The following is a 16,894-nucleotide window of genomic DNA, read 5'->3' as shown; positions in this document are numbered from 1 at the left end:
CAGGTCCCCTGCGCTTGTGCCCCTTTCGCACTCCCCGGAGTGCGCGGAGGGGGACCTGGCGCGGAGAAACCACGGCGAGAGAGGCCTGAGGCCACCATGACCATGACCGACCCGATCGCAGACATGCTCACTCGTCTGCGGAACGCGAACTCGGCGTACCACGACTCCGTCGTGATGCCGTCGAGCAAGATCAAGGCGCACGTCGCCGAGATCCTGCAGCAGGAGGGTTACATCTCCTCCTACAAGGTTGAGGACCCGACCGAGGGCGAGGTCGGCAAGAAGCTGACCATCGAGCTCAAGTTCGGCCCCAACCGTGAGCGCTCCATCGCCGGCATCAAGCGCATCAGCAAGCCGGGTCTGCGCGTTTACGCAAAGTCCACCAACCTGCCGAAGGTGCTCGGCGGCCTGGGCGTGGCGATCATCTCCACGTCCTCCGGCCTCCTCACCGACAAGCAGGCCGCCAAGAAGGGCGTAGGCGGAGAAGTTCTCGCCTACGTCTGGTAATTCGGGAAACGGAGGTACAGCAATGTCGCGTATTGGACGGCTGCCCATCCCGGTTCCCGCCGGCGTGGACGTCACCATCGATGGCCAGGCGGTCTCGGTGAAGGGCCCCAAGGGCACCCTCACCCACGTCGTCGCCGCGCCGATCGAGATCAGCAAGGGCGAGGACGGCACCCTGGTCGTCTCCCGCCCGAACGACGAGCGTCAGTCGAAGGCCCTGCACGGCCTCTCGCGGACGCTGGTGGCGAACATGATCACCGGCGTGACCGCGGGCTACCGCAAGTCGCTGGAGATCAGCGGTGTTGGTTACCGAGTCGCCGCGAAGGGCTCCGCGATGGAGTTCTCGCTCGGCTACAGCCACCCGATCCTGGTCGAGGCCCCGGAGGGCATCTCCTTCGTGGTCGAGTCGCCCACCAAGTTCCACGTGGACGGCACTGACAAGCAGAAGGTCGGCGAGGTCGCTGCCAAGATCCGCAAGCTGCGCAAGCCCGACCCGTACAAGGCCAAGGGCGTCAAGTACGCGGGCGAGGTCATCCGCCGCAAGGTCGGAAAGAGTGGTAAGTAAGCGATGAGCGTCTCTGTCAAGATCGGCAAGGGCAACGCCTACAAGAACGCCGCCCGCAAGCGCCGCGCCATCCGCGTTCGCAAGCGCGTCACCGGCACCGAGGTGCGTCCGCGCCTCGTCGTGACCCGCTCGAACCGCCACATGGTCGCCCAGGTCATCGACGACGCCAAGGGTCACACCCTGGCGTCGGCGTCCACCCTCGACGTGTCCATCCGCGGCACCGAGGGCGACAAGACCGAGCTGGCCAAGAAGGTCGGAAGCCTGGTCGCCGAGCGCGCCAAGGCCGCCGGCGTCGAGACGGTCGTCTTCGACCGTGCGGGCAACCGGTACGCCGGCCGCATCGCCGCCCTGGCGGACGCGGCCCGCGAGGCCGGGCTCGACTTCTAAGCCCGCTCGTCGACTCTGTCGACGGACGTAAACGAGAGAGGTAATTCCAATGGCTGGACCCCAGCGCCGCGGTAGCGGCGCCGGCGGCGGCACCGGCGGCGAGCGGCGTGACCGTAAGCGTGACGACCGGGGCAACGCCCCCGCCGTCGAGAAGACCGCTTACGTCGAGCGCGTCGTCGCGATCAACCGTGTCGCCAAGGTTGTCAAGGGTGGTCGTCGCTTCAGCTTCACCGCGCTGGTCGTGGTGGGCGACGGTGACGGCACCGTGGGTGTCGGTTACGGCAAGGCGAAGGAGGTTCCGGCCGCCATCGCCAAGGGCGTTGAGGAGGCCAAGAAGAACTTCTTCAAGGTCCCCCGTATCCAGGGCACCATCCCGCACCCCGTCCAGGGCGAGAAGGCCGCCGGCGTCGTGCTGCTGAAGCCGGCGTCCCCCGGTACCGGTGTCATCGCCGGTGGCCCGGTGCGTGCCGTCCTGGAGTGCGCCGGCGTTCACGACATCCTGTCGAAGTCGCTCGGCTCGGACAACGCGATCAACATCGTGCACGCCACCGTGGCCGCTCTGAAGGGCCTCGTGCGCCCCGAGGAGATCGCCGCCCGTCGTGGCCTGCCCCTGGAGGACGTGGCTCCGGCTGCTCTGCTCCGGGCCCGTGCGGCTGGGGTGAGCGCCTGATGGCTCGCCTCAAGGTCACCCAGACCAAGTCGTACATCGGTAGCAAGCAGAACCACCGTGACACCCTGCGTTCGCTCGGCCTCAAGCGGCTGAACGACACCGTGGTGAAGGAGGACCGCCCGGAGATCCGCGGCATGGTCCACACCGTTCGTCACCTCGTCACGGTCGAGGAGGTGGACTGACATGGCGGACTCGCCGATCAAGATCCACAACCTGCGGCCCGCCCCCGGCGCCAAGACCGAGAAGACCCGTGTGGGTCGCGGTGAGGGTTCCAAGGGCAAGACCGCCGGTCGTGGTACCAAGGGCACCAAGGCCCGTTACCAGGTTCCGCAGCGCTTCGAGGGTGGCCAGATGCCCCTCCACATGCGCCTGCCGAAGCTGAAGGGCTTCAAGAACCCGGCCCACAAGCAGTTCCAGGTCGTGAACCTGGACAAGCTGGCCGAGCTCTACCCGCAGGGTGGCGAGGTCACCGTGGCCGACCTGGTCGCCAAGGGTGCCGTTCGCAAGAACGAGCTCGTCAAGGTCCTCGGCCAGGGCGAGGTCTCGGTCGCGCTGCAGGTGACGGTCGACGCCGTCTCCGGCTCGGCCGCCGAGAAGATCGCCGCCGCCGGCGGCTCCGTCACCGAGCTCCTCTGAACTCGTTGACCTAAGTGGGCCCGTACCTCTCTCGGGAGGTGCGGGCCCACTGCTTTTCCCCGTTCGTCCGTCGACCCGCCGGGTCGGCGTGGATCTGACGTGTGCTCAACACCGGCCAAAACCGGGCATCCCGGCCGGTCGGCCGGTACCGGCGCCGGGACTCGCTTCTCGACCGTTGCCGCACACTGTTAGAGTCCGTTGGGTTCCCTTGTAGGCTGCGGGTCAGGCGTGCCTGTGCAGTCGTCCGGCAGCCGACAAGAGCCCCACACCCCCCCATCAGGACCGACCCTCCCGCCGCCAACGCGCGGGAGGCGCAGGAGGCACCGTGCTCAGTGCGTTCGCGCGGGCGTTCCAGACGCCCGACCTGCGCAAGAAGCTGCTGTTCACGCTGGGCATCATGGTGCTGTTCCGGCTGGGCGCACACGTCCCGATCCCGGGCGTCAACTTCGTCGCCGTCAACCAGTGCATCAAGGACACCTCGTCCAGTGGCATCTTCGGCCTGGTGAACCTGTTCAGCGGCAATGCGCTGCTGCAGCTGACGATCTTCGCGCTCGGCATCATGCCGTACATCACGGCCAGCATCATCCTCCAGCTCCTCACCGTCGTGATCCCGCGGCTCGAGGCGCTGAAGAAGGAGGGCCAGGCGGGTACGGCGAAGATCACGCAGTACACCCGCTACCTGACCATCGCGCTCGCCGTGCTCCAGGGCACCGGCATCGTCGCGACGGCCTCCAGCGGTGCGCTGTTCTCCGGCTGCTCGGTCGCCAACCAGGTCGTGCCGGACACCAGCGTCTTCCGGGTGGCCGTGATGGTCATCACCATGACCGCCGGCACCACGGTGATCATGTGGCTCGGCGAGCTCATCACCGACCGCGGCATCGGCAACGGCATGTCGATCCTGATCTTCACCTCCATCGCGGCCGGCTTCCCCGGCTCGATGTGGGCGATCAAGCAGTCCGGCAAGATCGGCGGCGGCTGGGTCGAGTTCTTCAGCGTCATCGCGATCGGCATCGTGGTCGTCTGCCTGGTCATCTTCGTCGAGCAGGCCCAGCGCCGGATCCCGGTGCAGTACGCCAAGCGCATGATCGGCCGCCGCGCCTTCGGCGGCACCTCGACCTACATCCCGCTCAAGGTCAACCAGGCCGGTGTGATCCCGGTCATCTTCGCCTCGTCGCTGCTCTACATCCCCGCGCTGGTGGTGCAGCTCACCAACAGCAAGGCCGGATGGGCGAACTGGATCAGTGGCCACTTCGTCAAGGGTGACCACCCGATCTACATGGCGACCTACTTCGTCCTGATTGTCTTCTTCGCGTTCTTCTACGTGGCCATCTCCTTCAACCCCGAAGAAGTTGCGGACAACATGAAGAAGTATGGTGGGTTCATCCCGGGCATCCGGGCGGGCCGACCGACGGCCGAGTACCTGAACTACGTGCTCACCCGCATCACGTGGCCGGGATCGTTCTACCTGGGCCTTATCGCGCTGATCCCGATGATCGCCCTGGTTGCCTTCAACGCGAACCAGAACTTCCCGTTCGGCGGCACCAGCGTGCTCATCGTCGTCGGCGTCGGACTCGAAACTGTGAAGCAGATCGAGAGCCAGCTCCAGCAGCGCAATTACGAAGGGTTCCTCCGCTGATGCGTATCGTCCTCGTCGGACCTCCCGGGGCCGGGAAGGGTACTCAGGCGCACGTGCTCGCCAAGACCCTGTCCATCCCGCACATCTCCACTGGCGACCTGTTCCGCGCCAACATCAGCCAGGGCACCCCGCTGGGGCTCGAGGCCAAGGCGTACATGGACGCGGGTCGGTTGGTGCCGGACGAGGTCACCATCGGCATGGCCAAGGACCGGATGCTGCAGCCGGACGCCGCGGGCGGCTTCCTGCTCGACGGCTTCCCGCGCAACCTGGGCCAGGCCAAGGCCCTGGACGAGATCCTCGCCGAGGAGGGCATCGTCCTCAACGGCGTGCTCGACCTGGAGGTCCCCGAGGACGAGGTCGTCAAGCGCATCGCCGGTCGCCGGCTGTGCCGCAACGACGGCAGCCACGTGTTCCACGTGGTGTACAACCCGCCGAAGGCCGAGGACGTCTGCGACGAGTGCGGCGGCGAGCTGTACCAGCGCTCGGACGACACCGAGGAGGCCGTGCGGGTCCGCCTGGAGGAGTACCACTCCAAGACGGAGCCGATCATCGGCTACTACGCCGACCAGGGCCTGCTGGTCACCATCTCCGCCCTCGGCAAGGTGAACGAGGTGACGGAGCGCGCGATCGGCGCCCTGGAGCAGAAGAAGTCCGCCTGAGACGGCCCGCAACGGCCGGGAAGCCCCGCGACGGGGCTTCCCGGCCGTTGCGGCGTCGTACGGTGGTAACGAGTGCACGGCCGCCCGGCAAGGACCGGGCGGCGTCCGACAGTGGAAGGCGTGACCAGATGGTGGAGATCAAGACCCCCGAGCAGATCGCGAAGATGCGGGCGGCCGGGCTGGTCGTCGCCGAGGCGCTCAAGGCCTGCCGGGAGGCGGTCGCCCCGGGCATCACCACCCAGGAGCTGAACGACATCGCCGACAAGGTCATCACCGACCACGGCGCGACCTCCAACTTCCGCGCCCACCACGGCGGCCTCTGGTTCCCCGGTGTGATCTGCGCCTCGGTCAACGACGAGATCGTCCACGGCATCCCGGGGGAGCGGGTGCTGCAGGAGGGCGACCTGATCTCCATCGACTGCGGCGCCATCCTCGACGGCTGGCACGGCGACGCGGCGATCACCGTCGCGGTCGGCGAGACCGCGGCGGAGCACCTCCAGCTGAGCCGGGTCACCGAGGGCTCGATGTGGGCCGGCATCGCCCAGATGAAGAAGGGCAACCGGCTGGTCGACGTCTCCCGCTCGATCGAGTCGTTCATCCGCCGCCAGCCGCTGCCCCCCAAGGGCAAGTGGGGCATCGTCGAGGGCTACGGCGGCCACGGCATCGGCACCGCGATGCACATGGAGCCGCACGTGCTGAACTACGTGGCCGGCCGCGGCAAGGGCCCGAAGCTGATCCCGGGCACCGTGCTGGCGATCGAGCCGATGGTGACGCTCGGCACCCCGCACTCCGCCGTGCTGGAGGACGACTGGACGGTCGTCACCACCGACAAGAGCTGGGCCTCGCACTGGGAGCACTCGGTGGCCGTCACCGAGCAGGGCCCGCTGGTGCTCACGGCCTTCGACGGCGGCCGCGCGGAGCTGGCCAAGCTGGGCGTCACCGCGGCCCCGGACCCGCTGGCCTGACCCGGACGGACAGGAGCGAAGGACCCGGAGGTTTCGCCCTCCGGGTCCTTCGCCCTATTTTTGTCTGCTGACAGCCGTACGAGGAGAAGAGAGAACAGTGCTCAAGGGCTTCCGTGACTTCATGATGCGCGGGAACGTCGTCGACATGGCCGTCGGTGTGGTCATCGGTGCGGCGTTCACCGCCGTCGTGACCGGCTTCGTCACGGCGTTCCTCACCCCGCTGGTGGGCGTGGTGGTCGGCGCCGCGGGCGACTTCGCCAGCTACAAGGCGACGATCGGCGGGGTGACCTTCCCGTACGGGCAGTTCCTCAACGTCCTGATCGCCTTCGTGCTGACCGCCGCCGTGCTGTACTTCTGCGTCGTGCTGCCGGTGACCAAGGCCACCGCCCGCTACATGCCGAAGAAGCCGAAGACCCCGAAGCGCCCCTGCCCCGAGTGCCTGACCGAGATCCCCGAGGCCGCCCGCCGCTGCGCGGCCTGCACCGCGGTGGTCCAGCCGGTCGTGCCGGTGCCCGCCCAGTACCGAGCGTGACCGGCCGAGCCGTTTTGGCGTCCGCTTGGAGCCTGTCGTAGACTGATGCGTCGGCTCACTCGTAGCGTGCTTCGGCACGCCCTCTTCCCAAGCAGGAATCCCGCGAGGGCTCTTTCCAGGCAGGGGTGGGGTGGACCCAGGCTCGCACGAGCGTGCCGCATGCGGTAGCCGGCCCCGGAAGGTGGATCTCGCAGTTCATGGCAAAGAAGCAAGGCGCCATTGAGATCGAGGGCACCGTGATCGAGTCTCTTCCGAACGCCATGTTCAAGGTCGAGCTGCAGAACGGTCACAAGGTCCTCGCGCACATCAGCGGCAAGATGCGGATGCACTACATCCGTATCCTCCCGGACGACCGGGTCGTGGTGGAGCTGAGCCCCTACGACCTGACGCGTGGTCGGATCGTCTACCGCTACAAGTAAGCAAACCGTCAGATCTAGACCCGGAGAACCTGAACATGAAGGTCAAGCCGAGCGTCAAGAAGATCTGCGACAAGTGCAAGGTGATCCGCCGCCACGGCCGGGTCATGGTGATCTGCGACAACCTGCGCCACAAGCAGCGCCAGGGCTGATCTCTCCCAGCATTTCTCGTAGTACTTCGCGCGACGCGCACAACGTCATACGCGGGCTGCCCGATCCGACCCCCCGAGGGACGGACTGCCACCCCCGGTCAGAGGCCGGGGCTCCCTCGCCGAGAGGCGACGGAGTAGGCGGCACGCAAGACCTCTGAAGAACCACAGGAGCCATGAATGGCACGCCTCGCCGGCGTTGATCTCCCCCGCGAGAAGCGGATCGAGATCGCCCTCACGTACGTGTACGGCATCGGCCGCACCCGCGCCCAGCAGACCCTCGCCGAGACCGGCGTGAGCCCCGACGTCCGGGTTCGCGACATCTCCGAGGAAGACCTCATCAAGCTGCGCGAGTACATCGACGCCAACTACAAGGTGGAGGGTGACCTCCGCCGTGAGGTCGCCGCCGACATCCGCCGCAAGGTCGAGATCGGCTGCTACGAGGGCCTGCGCCACCGCCGCGGTCTGCCCGTCCGCGGCCAGCGCACCCACACCAACGCGCGTACCCGCAAGGGCCCGCGTCGCGCGATTGCCGGCAAGAAGAAGCCGGGCAAGAAGTAGTCCGTCCCGTAACCGGACATCCCTCCGGCCCGCGGGTTAGCGGACCGACCACCTCATCAGGAGAACAGACTTATGCCCCCCAAGGGTCGTCAGGCTGCCGGCGCGAAGAAGATCCGCCGCAAGGAGAAGAAGAACGTCGCTCACGGGCACGCCCACATCAAGAGCACGTTCAACAACACCATCGTTTCGATCACCGACCCCTCGGGCAACGTGATCTCCTGGGCCTCTGCCGGCCACGTCGGCTTCAAGGGCTCGCGCAAGTCCACCCCGTTCGCCGCGCAGATGGCCGCCGAGGCCGCCGCGCGTCGTGCGCAGGAGCACGGCATGCGCAAGGTCGACGTCTTCGTCAAGGGTCCGGGCTCCGGCCGTGAGACCGCGATCCGCTCCCTCCAGGCCACCGGCCTCGAGGTCGGCTCGATCCAGGACGTCACCCCCACCCCGCACAACGGCTGCCGTCCGCCGAAGCGCCGCCGCGTCTGACGCTGCGCCTTCGGGCCCCGGCGGCCCCGCACGGGTCCGCAGTAGCACGTGCGTCGGCCTCCCGCCTGGTGCGGGAGGCCGTACGCTTGAGTCCATCGGCATCAAATAGTGGGTGCCGAAGACAACTGGAGGAACACCTCTCATGCTGATCGCTCAGCGTCCCTCGCTGACCGAAGAGGTCGTCGACGAATTCCGCTCGCGGTTCGTGATCGAGCCGCTGGAGCCGGGCTTCGGCTACACCCTCGGCAACTCGCTCCGCCGCACCCTCCTCTCCTCGATCCCCGGTGCCGCTGTCACCAGCATCCGGATCGACGGCGTCCTGCACGAGTTCACCACCGTGCCGGGCGTCAAGGAGGACGTGACCGACCTCATCCTCAACATCAAGCAGCTGGTCGTCTCCTCGGAGCACGACGAGCCGGTCGTGATGTACCTGCGCAAGCAGGGCCCGGGTGTGGTCACCGCCGCCGACATCGCCCCGCCGGCGGGTGTCGAGGTGCACAACCCCGAGCTCGTCCTCGCCACGCTCAACGGCAAGGGCAAGCTGGAGATGGAGCTGACCGTCGAGCGCGGTCGCGGCTACGTCTCCGCCGTCCAGAACAAGGCCTCCGGCCAGGAGATCGGCCGCATCCCGGTCGACTCGATCTACAGCCCCGTGCTGAAGGTCACCTACAAGGTCGAGGCCACCCGAGTCGAGCAGCGGACCGACTTCGACAAGCTCATCGTCGACGTCGAGACCAAGCCCGCCATGCGTCCCCGCGACGCCATGGCCTCGGCCGGCAAGACCCTGGTGGAGCTGTTCGGCCTCGCCCGCGAGCTGAACATCGACGCCGAGGGCATCGACATGGGCCCGTCCCCGACGGACGCCGCCCTGGCCGCCGACCTGGCGCTGCCGATCGAGGAGCTGGAGCTCACCGTCCGCTCCTACAACTGCCTCAAGCGCGAGGGCATCCACACCGTGGGTGAGCTCGTCGCCCGCTCGGAGGCCGACCTGCTCGACATCCGCAACTTCGGTGCGAAGTCGATCGACGAGGTCAAGGCGAAGCTGGCCGGCATGGGCCTGGCCCTCAAGGACAGCCCGCCCGGGTTCGACCCGACCGCCGCCGCCGACGCCTTCGGCGCCGACGACCTGGACGACCAGGGCTACGCGGAGACCGAGCAGTACTAAGAAGAATTCGGGACGGGGGCGGCCCTTCGCGGACCGCCCCCGCCACCGTGCAAGTCGTACGGGCACGGTGCCCGTACGCCCGCTGCGGTACCTGGTACGGCCGCAGTCGGAGATACGAGGAGTCATTCCATGCCGCGTCCCACCAAGGGTGCCCGCCTCGGCGGCGGCCCGCACCACGAGCCCCTGCTGCTCGCCGGTCTGGCCCGTGAGCTGTTCCAGTACGGCCGCATCACCACCACCGAGGCCAAGGCCCGCCGCCTGCGCCCGCTGGCGGAGAAGCTGATCACCAAGGCGAAGAAGGGCGACATCCACAACCGTCGCCTGGTGCGCAAGACCATCACCGACGTCTCGGTGCTGCACACCCTCTTCACCGAGATCGCGCCGCGCTTCGAGAACCGTCCCGGCGGTTACACCCGCATCACCAAGATCGGCACCCGTCGCGGCGACAACGCCCCGATGGCCGTGATCGAGCTGGTCGAGGGCGAGATCGCCACCAAGGCCACCGTCGCCGAGGCCGAGGCCGCCGCCAAGCGCGCGGTCAAGGAGGCCGAGGAGGCCAAGGTCGAGGAGACCAAGGCCGACGAGGCCGAGGCCGCGGAGACCACCGAGGCCTGACGCCCCCAAGGTGTCACCCGGGCCCGCCCTCCCCATCCGTGGGGAGGGCGGGCCCGAGCACTTCCCGCAGGCAGCCCTCCCAGGAGAACGAAGTGGCCAACGACTGTGCCGAGCAGCCCCCCGTCAAGGACGGCCCGGCCGAGGGCTTCCGCCGGATCCGGCTCGACCTCGCCTACCACGGCGCGGACTTCTCCGGCTGGGCCCGCCAGCGGGGGCGGCGCACCGTCCAGGAGGAGATCGAGAACGCCCTGCAGGTCGTCACCCGCAGCGCCATCGGCTTCCCGCTGACCGTGGCCGGCCGCACCGACGCCGGTGTGCACGCCCGCGGCCAGGTCGCCCACGTCGACCTCCCCGAACAGCTGTGGGCCGAGCACGGCGAGAAGCTGCTCCGCCGCCTCGCCGGCCGGCTCCCCGCCGACGTCCGCGTCTACCGGATCTCCGAGGCCCCGCACGGCTTCGACGCCCGCTTCGCCGCGGTCTGGCGCCGCTACGCCTACCGGGTGGCCGACCACCCCGGCGGCGTCGACCCGCTGCTGCGCGGCCACGTCCTGTGGCACGACCGCCCGGTCGACGTCGAGAGGATGAACGAGGCCGCCCGGCTGCTGCTCGGCGAGCACGACTTCGCCGCGTACTGCAAGAAGCGCGAGGGCGCCACCACCATCCGCACCCTGCTCGAACTGCACTGGGAGCGGGTGCCGATTGACACCTACGCCGCCCAGGAGGGCAGCCTCGCCGTCGCGACGGTGCGCGCCGACGCCTTCTGCCACAACATGGTCCGCTCGCTGGTCGGCGCGATGCTGCTGGTCGGCGACGGCCACCGGCCGGTCGACTTCCCCGGCCAGGTGCTCGCCGGCCGGGTCCGCAACTCCGCGGTCAACGTTGTCCGCCCGCACGGCCTCACCCTGGAGGAGGTCGGCTACCCCGCCGACGGCGAGCTCGCCGAACGCAACCGCCTCGCCCGCCGGATGCGGACCCTGCCCGGCCAGGCGTGACGCCGGTGCGGCGGTGAACGTCACGCCGGCCCGGCGGTAAAACGGTTTGGGGCCCGGCGCGCCCGCTTGGCACAATCCGACGCATGGGACACGTCGAGATTTCGCACCTTGAGTACTACCTGCCGGACGGGCGGGTGCTGTTCGACGACGCGTCCTTCCGGGTCGGCGAGGGCGCCGCGGTCGCGCTGGTCGGCGCCAACGGCGCCGGCAAGACCACCCTGCTCCGCATGATCGCCGGCGACGTGCAGCCGCACGGCGGCACCGTCACCGTCACCGGCGGCCTCGGCGTGATGCGCCAGTTCGTCGGCACCACCGGCCGCGAGGACCACCGCGAGACCCCCGGCGCCCTGCCCGCCGACGCCTCCGTCCGCGACCTGCTGGTCTCCGTCGCCCCCGAGCGGATCGCCACCGCCGCCCGCGCGGTGGACGCCGCCGAGCTCGCCATGCTCGCCCAGGACGACGAGAAGACCCAGATGCGCTACGCCCAGGCGCTCGCCGACTGGGCGGACGCCGACGGCTACGACTACGAGACGGTCTGGGACGTCTGCACCACCGCCGCCCTCGGCATGCCCTTCGACCGCGCCCAGTTCCGCGGCCTGAACACCCTCTCAGGCGGCGAGCAGAAGCGGCTCGTCCTGGAGGCGCTGCTCCGCGGCCCCGAGGAGGTCCTGCTGCTCGACGAGCCGGACAACTACCTCGACGTGCCCGGCAAGCGCTGGCTGGAGGAGGCCATCAAGGCCACCAACAAGACCGTGCTCTTCATCTCGCACGACCGCGAGCTGCTCTCCCGCACCGCCGAGAAGATCATCAGCGTCGAGACCGGCGCGGCCGGCAGCAGCGTCTGGGTGCACGGCGGCGGCTTCGACTCCTTCCACGACGCCCGCCGCGCCCGCTTCGAGCGCTTCGAGGAGCTCCGCCGCCGCTGGGACGAGGAGCACGCCAAGCTCAAGAAGCTCGTCGTCACCCTGCGCCAGGCGGCCGCGGTCAGCCACGAGATGGCCTCCCGGTACGCCGCGGCGCAGACCAGGCTCAAGAAGTTCGAGGACGCCGGCCCGCCGGAGGCGCCGCCGCGCGAGCAGTCGATCACCATGCGCCTCAAGGGCGGCCGCACCGGCGTGCGCGCCTTCACCGTGAAGGGCCTGGAGCTCAGCGGCCTGATGAAGCCCTTCGACCTGGAGGTCTTCTACGGCGAGCGGGTCGCGGTGCTCGGCTCGAACGGCTCCGGCAAGTCGCACTTCCTGCGGCTGCTGGCCGGCGACGGCACGGTGAAGCACGAGGGCGACTGGAAGCTCGGCGCCCGCGTGGTGCCCGGCCACTTCCGGCAGACCCACGCCCACCCGGAGCTGTTCGGCCGCACGATCCGCACCGTCCTGGAGGAGGAGCACGCCCTCGGCCGCGGCGCCGCGATGGCCGCGCTGCGCCGGTACGAGCTCGACCGCCAGGAGGAGCAGAAGTTCGAGTCGCTCTCCGGCGGCCAGCAGGCCCGGCTGATGATCCTCAAGCTGGAGCTGTCCGGCGTGACGGCGCTGCTGCTCGACGAGCCCACCGACAACCTGGACCTGGAGAGCGCCGAGGCGCTGCAGCAGGGCCTGGAGGCGTTCGACGGCACCGTGCTGTGCGTCACCCACGACCGCTGGTTCGCCCGCAGCTTCGACCGCTACCTGGTGTTCGGCTCGGACGGCCGGGTCTACGAGTCGCCGGAGCCGGTCTGGGACGAGACCCGGGTGGTGCGCGACCGCTGAGGCGTTTTGACCCCCCGCGGGGCGCCCGGTAAGCTGGCGACTTGTTGTGCGTATTGGCTCGCTCTATCTCACGTGAGAGGTCGGTACGCCGGAGACATCTGGCCGACGATCAGCGGCTCCCCTTGAATTGCGTCCAAGGTGGGTCGAGCTGTTCTCATCGTCCGGTGCTCCTGTCAGGACCCACTCACTGAAAAGCGAAGGCTACGACCGTGCGTACGTACAGCCCCAAGCCCGGCGACGTCCAGCGTCAGTGGCACGTCATCGACGCGACCGACGTCGTGCTCGGCCGCCTGGCCTCCCAGGCCGCCAACCTCCTGCGGGGCAAGCACAAGGCGATCTACGCGCCGCACGTTGACACTGGTGACTTCGTCATCATCATCAACGCCGACAAGGTGCACCTGTCGGGCAACAAGAAGACCCAGAAGATGGCCTACCGCCACAGCGGCTTCCCGGGCGGTCTCCGCTCGGTGCGCTACGACGACCTCCTGGACAAGAACCCGGAGAAGGCCGTCGAGAAGGCCATCAAGGGCATGATCCCGAAGAACAGCCTCGGCCGTCAGATGCTCTCGAAGCTCAAGGTCTACTCGGGCGACCAGCACCCGCACGCTGCCCAGCAGCCGGTGCCGTTCGAGATCACCCAGGTCGCGCAGTAATTCCGGCCGCAAGACCCCATCACTGAGTAGCGAGAGCTGAGGAACACCGTGGCCGAGACTGCCATCGAGAACACCCTCGAGGTCGACTTCGACGAGAACGTCGAGGAGTACACCTCGGAGACCGAGTACACCACCGAGTCGCTGGCCGGCCGCTTCGGCGAGGCCACCCCCGGCGCCGGCCTCGGCCGCCGCAAGGAGGCGATCGCCCGCGTGCGCATCGTCCCGGGCACCGGCCAGTGGAAGATCAACGGTCGCACCCTGGAGAACTACTTCCCCAACAAGGTGCACCAGCAGACCGTCAACGAGCCGTTCAAGCTCCTCGAGCTCGACGGCCGCTACGACGTCGTGGCCCGCATCGCGGGTGGCGGCGTCTCCGGTCAGGCCTACGCGCTGCGCCTCGGCGTGGCCCGTGCCCTCAACGAGGCGGACGTGGACAACAACCGCGGCCCGCTCAAGAAGGCCGGCTTCCTGACCCGTGACGCCCGCGCCGTCGAGCGCAAGAAGGCCGGTCTCAAGAAGGCCCGCAAGGCGCCGCAGTACAGCAAGCGCTAATTGCACCCCGGGGGTGCGTGCCGCTCCGGTGGTGCGCCCCCCGGTGCAACCCGTACGCCCCGGAGTACCTCGTGTACTCCGGGGCGTCGTGCTCTCCCGCCCGGTGCGGACGGCGGGAGGGTAAAGGAACAACGAGCAGGGCGAAAAGGACGGGAACAGTGGGACGACTCTTCGGTACGGACGGGGTACGCGGCGTGGCCAACGAGGGCCTGACCGCCGAACTGGCCCTCGGCCTGTCGGTCGCTGCGGCACACGTGCTCGGCGACGCCGGCGCCTTCGAGGGGCACCGGCCGGTGGCCGTGGTCGGGCGCGACCCGCGCGCCTCCGGAGAGTTCCTGGAGGCCGCCGTCATCGCGGGCCTGGCCAGCGCCGGCGTGGACGTGCTGCGGGTCGGCGTGCTGCCGACCCCGGCCGTCGCCTACCTCACCGGCGCGCTCGGCGCGGACTTCGGCGTCATGCTGTCCGCCAGCCACAACGCCATGCCCGACAACGGCATCAAGTTCCTCGCCCGCGGCGGCCACAAGCTGGACGACGCCATCGAGGACGCCATCGAGGAGCACTACCGCCGCTACGGCGTCGGCGGCAGCGAGGACTGGAAGCGCCCCACCGGCGCCGCCGTCGGCCGCGTCCGCCGGTACACCGAGGGCTTCGACAAGTACGTCGCCCACCTCGTCGCCGTCCTCCCGAACCGGCTCGACGGCGTCCGCGTGGTGATCGACGGCGCCCACGGCGCGGCCGCCCGGGTCGCCCCCGAGGCCTTCGCCCGCGCCGGCGCCGAGGTCGTCTACACCCTGGGCGCCGAGCCCGACGGCCTGAACATCAACGACGGCGTCGGCTCCACCCACCTGGACAAGCTCCGTGCCGCCATGAAGGAGCACCGCGCCGACCTCGGCATCGCCCTGGACGGCGACGCCGACCGCTGCCTGGCCGCCGACGCGGACGGCAACGAGGTCGACGGCGACCAGATCATCGCCGTCCTGGCCGTCGCCATGAAGGAGGCGGGCACGCTGCGCGGCAACACCGCCGTCGTCACGGTGATGTCCAACCTGGGCTTCAAGCTGGCCATGGAGCGCGAGGGCATCGACCTGGTGCAGACCGCGGTCGGCGACCGCTACGTGCTGGAGGCGATGAAGCAGCACGGCTTCGCGCTCGGCGGCGAGCAGTCCGGCCACGTCATCCTGCTCGACCACGCCACCACCGGCGACGGCACCCTCACCGGCCTGATGCTGGGCGCGCGACTGGCCGCCACCAAGCAGCCGCTGGCCGACCTCGCCACCGTGATGACCCGTCTGCCGCAGGTCCTGATCAACGTCAAGGGCGTCGACCGGAGCCGGGTCGCCAGCTGCGCCGAGCTGACCGCCGCGGTCGCCGAGGCCGAGGCCGAACTCGGCACCACCGGCCGGGTGCTGCTGCGCCCGTCCGGCACCGAACCGCTCGTCCGCGTCATGGTCGAGGCCGCCGACGAGGCCCGCGCGAAGGCCGTCGCCGAGCGGCTCGCCGCGGTGGTGAAGACCCACCTGGGCTGACGCCCCGTCGCCCGGCGCCGAGGGGCGGGCAGGACCGGAGACCGGTCCTGCCCGCCCCTCGTGGTTCCCCGTCAGGCGGCGCGCCGCCAGGGCGGCGTCAGAGCTTGCGGAGCCGGGCCCGGCGGACCTTGTGGTCCTGGCCCTTCTGGAGGATCAGGGTGGCCCGGCCGCGGGTCGGCAGCACGTTCTCCAGCAGGTTGGGCTTGTTGATGGTGCGCCAGACCTGGCGGCCGTAGTCCATCGCCTCCTCCTCGGGGACCTCGGTGAAGCGCCGGAAGTAGGAGTTCGGGTCCTGGAAGGCCGTTTCGCGGAGCTTGCGGAAGCGGTCGAGGTACCAGCGTTCGATGTCGTCGGTGCGCGCGTCGACGTAGATGGAGAAGTCGAAGTAGTCGGCGACGGCCAGCCGGGTGCGGCCGTCGGTGCCGGGGAGGGCGGGCTGAAGGACGTTCAGGCCCTCCACGATGAGGATGTCCGGGCGTTCCACCGTCAGCCGCTCGTCCGGCACGATGTCGTACACCAGGTGCGAGTAGACCGGGGCGGTGACCCTGTCCTTGCCCGCCTTCACGTCGGCGACGAACCGCATCAGCGCCCGCCGGTCGTACGACTCGGGGAAGCCCTTGCGGGCCATCAGGCCGCGCCGGCGCAGTTCGGCGTTGGGCAGCAGGAAGCCGTCGGTGGTGACCAGTTCGACCCGTGGGTGCTCGGGCCAGCGGGCCAGCAGCGCCTGCAGCAGCCGGGCGGTCGTCGACTTGCCGACCGCGACCGAGCCGGCCACGCCGATGACGAACGGGGTCCGGGAGCGCTCGGTGTCCGGCGTGTCCAGGAAGGTGCCCACCGCGCCGCGCAGCTCGTGCGTCGCGTGGATGTAGAGGTTCAGCAGCCGGGACAGCGGCAGGTAGACGTCCCTGACCTCGTCCAGGTCCAGTGCGGTGCCCAGGCCGCGCAGCCGCTCGACCTCGTCGGCGGTCAGGGGCAGCGGGGTGCGCTCGCGCAGCGCGCTCCACTCGGCCCGGTCCAGATCCACGTACGGGGAGGGGGTGGGCGCCTGGGCGGCGCCCCTCGTACAGAGTTCGGTCAGCACATCCCCATTGTGGTCCGTCCGGGCGCGGCGGGATGCTGTGGCATCGGTCACGCGCGGTGTCGGCAAGGCGTGACCGGGGTGAGCGGTGAGCGTGACCTGGGTGAACGAAACGCCGCATATGCTGGCACGCATGTGCGGAATCGTTGGATATGTGGGGTCCCAGTCGGCCCTGGACGTAGTGATCGCAGGCCTGCAGCGGCTGGAGTACCGGGGGTACGACTCCGCCGGTGTGGCCGTGCAGACCCAGGGGCTCGACGGGCAGTGGAGCCTCGCCACCGACAAGCGGGCCGGCAAGCTCGCCAACCTCCAGAAGTCCCTTGCCGAGACCCCGCTGCCGGCGGGCACCACCGGCATCGGCCACACCCGGTGGGCCACCCACGGCGGCCCCACGGACGCCAATGCCCACCCCCA

Annotated in this window: 22 protein-coding genes and 1 pseudogene; 22 read left to right on the top strand and 1 reads right to left on the bottom strand. The window is 69.4% G+C overall.

The features are described from left to right. Positions 1–96: 96 nt before the first annotated feature. The 21 genes from rpsH to glmM all read left to right on the top strand — a co-directional run bounded on the left by rpsH (position 97) and on the right by glmM (position 15,402). Complete coding sequence (rpsH, locus tag AB0442_RS00115; protein WP_030263474.1) at positions 97–504, top strand: 30S ribosomal protein S8; 408 nt, start codon at positions 97–99, stop codon at positions 502–504. A gap of 22 nt (positions 505–526) precedes the next feature. Beyond that, positions 527–1,066: a 50S ribosomal protein L6 gene (rplF, locus tag AB0442_RS00110; RefSeq protein WP_344621478.1), complete on the top strand. Its 540-nt coding sequence runs from the start codon at positions 527–529 to the stop codon at positions 1,064–1,066. Positions 1,067–1,069: 3 nt separating this feature from the next. Beyond that, positions 1,070–1,453, top strand: coding sequence for a 50S ribosomal protein L18 (gene rplR / locus AB0442_RS00105; protein ID WP_030263465.1), 384 nt, complete (start codon positions 1,070–1,072; stop codon positions 1,451–1,453). A 49-nt stretch (positions 1,454–1,502) separates the two neighbouring features. Further along, a complete protein-coding gene (rpsE, locus tag AB0442_RS00100) occupies positions 1,503–2,123 on the top strand; it encodes a 30S ribosomal protein S5 (RefSeq protein WP_263104954.1) in 621 nt (206 codons plus the stop codon). Next, complete coding sequence (rpmD, locus tag AB0442_RS00095; protein WP_014136270.1) at positions 2,123–2,305, top strand: 50S ribosomal protein L30; 183 nt, start codon at positions 2,123–2,125, stop codon at positions 2,303–2,305. The genes rpsE and rpmD overlap by 1 nt, the downstream gene beginning before the upstream one ends. Position 2,306: 1 nt before the next feature. Continuing rightward, on the top strand, positions 2,307–2,759 hold the full coding sequence (gene rplO, locus AB0442_RS00090) for a 50S ribosomal protein L15 (protein ID WP_095874457.1): 453 nt from the start codon (positions 2,307–2,309) through the stop codon (positions 2,757–2,759). Positions 2,760–3,084: 325 nt separating this feature from the next. After that, positions 3,085–4,395 (top strand): preprotein translocase subunit SecY, encoded by a 1,311-nt coding sequence (gene secY / locus AB0442_RS00085; RefSeq protein WP_030263457.1) that lies wholly within the window; start codon positions 3,085–3,087, stop codon positions 4,393–4,395. Next, positions 4,395–5,054: an adenylate kinase gene (locus AB0442_RS00080; RefSeq protein WP_344621480.1), complete on the top strand. Its 660-nt coding sequence runs from the start codon at positions 4,395–4,397 to the stop codon at positions 5,052–5,054. The genes secY and AB0442_RS00080 overlap by 1 nt, the downstream gene beginning before the upstream one ends. Before the next feature lie 128 nt (positions 5,055–5,182). Next, positions 5,183–6,019, top strand: coding sequence for a type I methionyl aminopeptidase (gene map / locus AB0442_RS00075; protein WP_344621481.1), 837 nt, complete (start codon positions 5,183–5,185; stop codon positions 6,017–6,019). Positions 6,020–6,116: 97 nt separating this feature from the next. Next, positions 6,117–6,551, top strand: coding sequence for a large conductance mechanosensitive channel protein MscL (mscL, locus tag AB0442_RS00070; protein WP_366159731.1), 435 nt, complete (start codon positions 6,117–6,119; stop codon positions 6,549–6,551). 197 nt (positions 6,552–6,748) lie between these two features. After that, a complete protein-coding gene (infA, locus tag AB0442_RS00065; protein WP_003956442.1) occupies positions 6,749–6,970 on the top strand; it encodes a translation initiation factor IF-1 in 222 nt (73 codons plus the stop codon). Positions 6,971–7,005: 35 nt separating this feature from the next. Continuing rightward, on the top strand, positions 7,006–7,119 hold the full coding sequence (gene rpmJ, locus AB0442_RS00060) for a 50S ribosomal protein L36 (protein WP_003956441.1): 114 nt from the start codon (positions 7,006–7,008) through the stop codon (positions 7,117–7,119). 177 nt (positions 7,120–7,296) lie between these two features. Beyond that, positions 7,297–7,677 (top strand): 30S ribosomal protein S13, encoded by a 381-nt coding sequence (gene rpsM / locus AB0442_RS00055; RefSeq protein ID WP_030263448.1) that lies wholly within the window; start codon positions 7,297–7,299, stop codon positions 7,675–7,677. A 72-nt stretch (positions 7,678–7,749) separates the two neighbouring features. Then, positions 7,750–8,157: a 30S ribosomal protein S11 gene (gene rpsK, locus AB0442_RS00050; RefSeq protein ID WP_014136257.1), complete on the top strand. Its 408-nt coding sequence runs from the start codon at positions 7,750–7,752 to the stop codon at positions 8,155–8,157. A 142-nt stretch (positions 8,158–8,299) separates the two neighbouring features. Further along, on the top strand, positions 8,300–9,322 hold the full coding sequence (locus tag AB0442_RS00045; protein ID WP_030263446.1) for a DNA-directed RNA polymerase subunit alpha: 1,023 nt from the start codon (positions 8,300–8,302) through the stop codon (positions 9,320–9,322). A 129-nt stretch (positions 9,323–9,451) separates the two neighbouring features. Beyond that, the gene (rplQ, locus tag AB0442_RS00040; protein WP_263104959.1) at positions 9,452–9,937 is read left to right on the top strand and encodes a 50S ribosomal protein L17; all 486 of its coding nucleotides are present in this window, start codon (positions 9,452–9,454) and stop codon (positions 9,935–9,937) included. Between the two features lie 92 nt (positions 9,938–10,029). Next, complete coding sequence (truA, locus tag AB0442_RS00035; RefSeq protein WP_366159730.1) at positions 10,030–10,929, top strand: tRNA pseudouridine(38-40) synthase TruA; 900 nt, start codon at positions 10,030–10,032, stop codon at positions 10,927–10,929. A gap of 83 nt (positions 10,930–11,012) precedes the next feature. Next, positions 11,013–12,671 (top strand): ATP-binding cassette domain-containing protein, encoded by a 1,659-nt coding sequence (locus AB0442_RS00030; protein WP_366159729.1) that lies wholly within the window; start codon positions 11,013–11,015, stop codon positions 12,669–12,671. A gap of 209 nt (positions 12,672–12,880) precedes the next feature. Continuing rightward, positions 12,881–13,324, top strand: a complete 444-nt coding sequence (gene rplM, locus AB0442_RS00025) for a 50S ribosomal protein L13 (protein ID WP_030263432.1) — start codon at positions 12,881–12,883, stop codon at positions 13,322–13,324. Positions 13,325–13,372: 48 nt separating this feature from the next. After that, positions 13,373–13,876, top strand: coding sequence for a 30S ribosomal protein S9 (gene rpsI / locus AB0442_RS00020; protein WP_263104963.1), 504 nt, complete (start codon positions 13,373–13,375; stop codon positions 13,874–13,876). A gap of 158 nt (positions 13,877–14,034) precedes the next feature. Further along, entirely contained in the window at positions 14,035–15,402 is a 1,368-nt protein-coding gene (glmM, locus tag AB0442_RS00015) for a phosphoglucosamine mutase (protein WP_344621485.1), read from the top strand. A 97-nt stretch (positions 15,403–15,499) separates the two neighbouring features. On the opposite strand, the gene coaA is transcribed toward glmM, so the two are convergent. Continuing rightward, the gene (gene coaA, locus AB0442_RS00010; RefSeq protein ID WP_366159728.1) at positions 15,500–16,483 is read right to left on the bottom strand and encodes a type I pantothenate kinase; all 984 of its coding nucleotides are present in this window, start codon (positions 16,481–16,483) and stop codon (positions 15,500–15,502) included. Positions 16,484–16,613: 130 nt separating this feature from the next. Here coaA and AB0442_RS00005 point away from each other — a divergent pair. Further along, positions 16,614–16,894: pseudogene (locus tag AB0442_RS00005) on the top strand (glutamine--fructose-6-phosphate aminotransferase); the annotation flags it as partial.

Origin of the sequence: Kitasatospora sp. NPDC085895 (genome assembly GCF_040702125.1) — a bacterium.
Classification (GTDB): Bacteria; Actinomycetota; Actinomycetes; order Streptomycetales; family Streptomycetaceae; genus Kitasatospora; species Kitasatospora arboriphila.
The sequence above is the reverse complement of the archived record's forward strand: the minus strand, read 5'-3'. Positions and strand labels throughout refer to the sequence as shown.

What these genes read in the sequence shown, in the direction of transcription:
- rpsK (WP_014136257.1), top strand. Translation starts at nt 7,750, where the DNA reads ATGCCCCCCAAGGGTCGTCAGGCTGCCGGCGCGAAGAAGATCCGCCGC.
- rplQ (WP_263104959.1), top strand. Translation starts at nt 9,452, where the DNA reads ATGCCGCGTCCCACCAAGGGTGCCCGCCTCGGCGGCGGCCCGCACCAC.
- AB0442_RS00030 (WP_366159729.1), top strand. Translation starts at nt 11,013, where the DNA reads ATGGGACACGTCGAGATTTCGCACCTTGAGTACTACCTGCCGGACGGG.
- map (WP_344621481.1), top strand. Translation starts at nt 5,183, where the DNA reads ATGGTGGAGATCAAGACCCCCGAGCAGATCGCGAAGATGCGGGCGGCC.
- rpsE (WP_263104954.1), top strand. Translation starts at nt 1,503, where the DNA reads ATGGCTGGACCCCAGCGCCGCGGTAGCGGCGCCGGCGGCGGCACCGGC.
- AB0442_RS00080 (WP_344621480.1), top strand. Translation starts at nt 4,395, where the DNA reads ATGCGTATCGTCCTCGTCGGACCTCCCGGGGCCGGGAAGGGTACTCAG.
- infA (WP_003956442.1), top strand. Translation starts at nt 6,749, where the DNA reads ATGGCAAAGAAGCAAGGCGCCATTGAGATCGAGGGCACCGTGATCGAG.
- rpmJ (WP_003956441.1), top strand. Translation starts at nt 7,006, where the DNA reads ATGAAGGTCAAGCCGAGCGTCAAGAAGATCTGCGACAAGTGCAAGGTG.
- rplO (WP_095874457.1), top strand. Translation starts at nt 2,307, where the DNA reads ATGGCGGACTCGCCGATCAAGATCCACAACCTGCGGCCCGCCCCCGGC.
- rpmD (WP_014136270.1), top strand. Translation starts at nt 2,123, where the DNA reads ATGGCTCGCCTCAAGGTCACCCAGACCAAGTCGTACATCGGTAGCAAG.
- rplF (WP_344621478.1), top strand. Translation starts at nt 527, where the DNA reads ATGTCGCGTATTGGACGGCTGCCCATCCCGGTTCCCGCCGGCGTGGAC.
- AB0442_RS00045 (WP_030263446.1), top strand. Translation starts at nt 8,300, where the DNA reads ATGCTGATCGCTCAGCGTCCCTCGCTGACCGAAGAGGTCGTCGACGAA.
- rpsM (WP_030263448.1), top strand. Translation starts at nt 7,297, where the DNA reads ATGGCACGCCTCGCCGGCGTTGATCTCCCCCGCGAGAAGCGGATCGAG.
- rplR (WP_030263465.1), top strand. Translation starts at nt 1,070, where the DNA reads ATGAGCGTCTCTGTCAAGATCGGCAAGGGCAACGCCTACAAGAACGCC.
- rpsH (WP_030263474.1), top strand. Translation starts at nt 97, where the DNA reads ATGACCATGACCGACCCGATCGCAGACATGCTCACTCGTCTGCGGAAC.